3 protein-coding genes are annotated in these 2,824 nt (G+C 70.7%); 2 read left to right on the forward strand and 1 reads right to left on the reverse strand.

Annotated elements, in window-relative coordinates:
• A partial coding sequence (locus ABNT58_RS29515; RefSeq protein ID WP_348756915.1) for an ATP-binding protein occupies positions 1–480 on the forward strand: 480 nt, incomplete at its 5' end.
• 33 nt (positions 481–513) lie between these two features.
• On the opposite strand, the gene ABNT58_RS29520 is transcribed toward ABNT58_RS29515, so the two are convergent.
• Positions 514–1,743 (reverse strand): cytochrome c peroxidase, encoded by a 1,230-nt coding sequence (locus tag ABNT58_RS29520; RefSeq protein ID WP_348756917.1) that lies wholly within the window; start codon positions 1,741–1,743, stop codon positions 514–516.
• 223 nt (positions 1,744–1,966) lie between these two features.
• On the opposite strand from ABNT58_RS29520, the gene ABNT58_RS29525 reads away from it, so the two are divergent.
• Positions 1,967–2,824 (forward strand): alkaline phosphatase family protein (locus ABNT58_RS29525; RefSeq protein WP_348756916.1); only part of this gene is annotated, 858 nt, incomplete at its 3' end.

Here is a 2,824-nt window from a genome sequence, read left to right on the forward strand (position 1 = left end):
ATGAACCCCTGCCCTTGCGGCTTTCTGGGCGCGCCGGCCGGGCACTTGCGCGCCTGCCGCTGCACGCCCGACCAGGTGGCCCGTTACCAGGGCCGGCTGTCGGGGCCGCTGCTGGACCGCATCGACCTGCAGGTGGACGTGCCGGCCATCGCCCCCGCGCAGCTGATGCAGGCGCCCGAAGGCGAGCCCAGTGCCGTGGTGGCCGCGCGTGTGGCCGCGGCCCGCGAGCGCCAGCGGGCCCGCCAGGGCTGCATCAATGCCGACCTGGGCCCGGCCGAGGTGCCGCTGCACTGCGCGCCCGACGCCGCCGCCAGCGCCCTGCTGCAGCGCGCCGCCGAGCGGCTGGGCTGGTCAGGCCGCGGCCTGCACCGCACCCTCCGCGTGGCCCGCACCCTGGCCGACCTGGCCGGCGCCGACACCATCGGCATGACCGAGATGGCCGAGGCGCTGCAGTACCGGATGGCGGTGATCGGCAGCTGAAGAACGCCTGGCAGCCGGCCCGCGCGGGCTGGCTCAGTGCGCCACGGCCAGCAGGTCGGCATCGGTCAAGGTGCGCAGAAAGGCGGCCAGGGCCTTCACGTCCGCCTCCGTCAGGCGGGCCTGCCCGTGCGGGCCGCGCCCGAACGGCGCCTCGGTGTTGACGTTGTCGCGGTAGCGCGCCGGCAGGTCGTCGAAGCGATGGACGCGGCCAGCGGGGCCACGCGGGTACACCCGGGCCGGGTGCACGTCGCGCTCGGCATAAAAGCGCACCGCGTCTTCCAGCCGGTGATACACGCCGTTGTGGAAGAAGGCCTGGCGCACCGCCACGTTGCGCAGGCTGGGCGTCTTGAAGAGGCCGCAGTACTCGGGATGGTCCTTCAGGTCGGTGCGCAGCGGCCCGCACAGGCCGAGGTCGACAAAGGCCGGGTCGGCATTCGCGGCGATGCGGCGGTTGCGCGGCACGGCCAGGGCGATCAGCCCATGGTCGGTGAACTCCGGAAACACCCCGCGCTTGATGGCGCCCGGATGGCACTGGAAGCAGTTGCCCTTGTTGGGGTCGTTGAACACCGCCAGCCCGCGGCGCTCGGCGGCGCTCAGGTCCGCCCGGCCGCGCAGGAAGTCGTCGTAACGGCTGCTGTAGGGGTAGAAGTCGGCCGGGCTCTGCTGGAACACCTCCAGCGCCCACAGCAGCCCCTTCCAGGCCTTGTCGGGCTGGGCCAGCACCTGCGGCCCGAAGGTGCGGCGAAAGTCCGCCGCGCTGGGCGATGCCGCCAGACGGGCGACCACCTGGGCAGTGTCGTGATTGGCCATCTCCAGCGGCGACAGCAGCGGCAGCGCGGCCTGCTCGTGTGTGGAGTCGGCCCGCCCGTCCCAGGTGCGCCCGCCGGTCGGCCCCTGGTCGATGCCGTCGTTGCCATCGGTGTCGTTGAAGTGTTCGCTGAAGGGCGGCGTGGCCTGCCGGTAGCGCAGTGAAGGCACCGCCCGCAAACCCTGCTGGCGGCCATCGGGCCCGCCCAGCTGCACCGACAAGGCATTGGCAGGCCCGTAGCCATGCAGCGGGCTGTGGCAGCTGGCGCAGCTCATGCGCCGCGAGGCCGACAGCGCGGGCTCGTTGAACAGGCGCCGGCCCAGCTCGGTCAGCTCGGCCGCCGTGGGTTGGCGCTCGAACGTCGTGCCGTAGAAGGGCTGCGCTTGGTCGGCCGGCGCGGCCGAGCACGGCGCCCACCACGCGCCCGCCACCAGCAGCACCAGCTGCACTGCCATCGCTACGAATCTCACCGGCCCGGCCCTCTGGATGAACACCACCCGTTTGTAGAAGCAGCCGATGGCATCGGCATGACACATCGCCGTCATACAGGCCCGCCAACCTGTCGCTCCGCTGTACAGGTGCGGGTTGTGGTCGTGGCGGCCGCGCATGTAACTCCGCTGTCATGGAGGCTCTGAAGACTGCATTGCAGCCTTCCGCCAACTTCCTGCACACGCCACCATGCACAGCCGCCCCCTGGTCCACCGCCTCGTGTTGTTCGCGACACCCTTGACCGCATTGGCCTTGAGCGCCTGCTTCGGCGGCAGCGACGGTCCTGACACCACCACCGCCCTGCGCGCCAAGGTCAAGAACGTGGTGGTCATCTACGCCGAGAACCGCAGCTTCGACGGGCTGTACGGCAACTTCCCGGGCGCCAACGGACTCGGCAGCCTGTACGGCGCCAACGGCCAGTTGACCTCTGCCTACGTGCCGCAGAAGGACCGCAACGGCAGCGTGCTGGCCACCCTGCCGCAGACCTGGGGCGGCGTGACCGCCGGTGGCGTGACGCCCGTGGTCACGCAGGCGCAGAGCGCGGGCCTGGCCAACGCGCCTTTCTCGATCGAGACGGCTTTCCAGGCCAGCGCCAATGCCACGCTCACCACCAGCACCGTCACGCGCGACCTGTACCACCGGTTCTTCGAGAACCAGATGCAGATCGATGGCGGCGCCAACGACATGTTCGCCGCCTGGTCGGACGCGGGCGGTCTGACCATGGGCCACTTCGACACCAGCCAGTCGGCCATGTACAAGCTGGCGCAGCAGTACGTGCTGGCCGACAACTTCTTCCAGGGTGCGTTCGGCGGCTCGTTCTTGAACCACCAGTACCTGATCTGCGCCTGCGCGCCCGAGTACCCGGGCGCCGACACCACGGCCGCGGCGCCCACCATCGCCGTGCTCAACAAGGACGCCAACGGCAAGTACACCCCCACGCTGACCACCAGGCCCACCAGCCCGGCCTCGGCGCTGGACGGCCCGCCCAGCTATGTGCTCAGCGGCAACATCACGCCGGCCAACTACTTCGGCGATGTCAAGTTCTAC

Origin of the sequence: uncultured Aquincola sp. (genome assembly GCF_964001545.1) — a bacterium.
Lineage (GTDB): Bacteria > Pseudomonadota > Gammaproteobacteria > Burkholderiales > Burkholderiaceae_C > Aquincola.

Bases quoted from the DNA above. Each gene is read 5' to 3' on its own strand.
- ABNT58_RS29520 (WP_348756917.1), bottom strand. From the start codon at position 1,743: ATGGCAGTGCAGCTGGTGCTGCTGGTGGCGGGCGCGTGGTGGGCGCCG.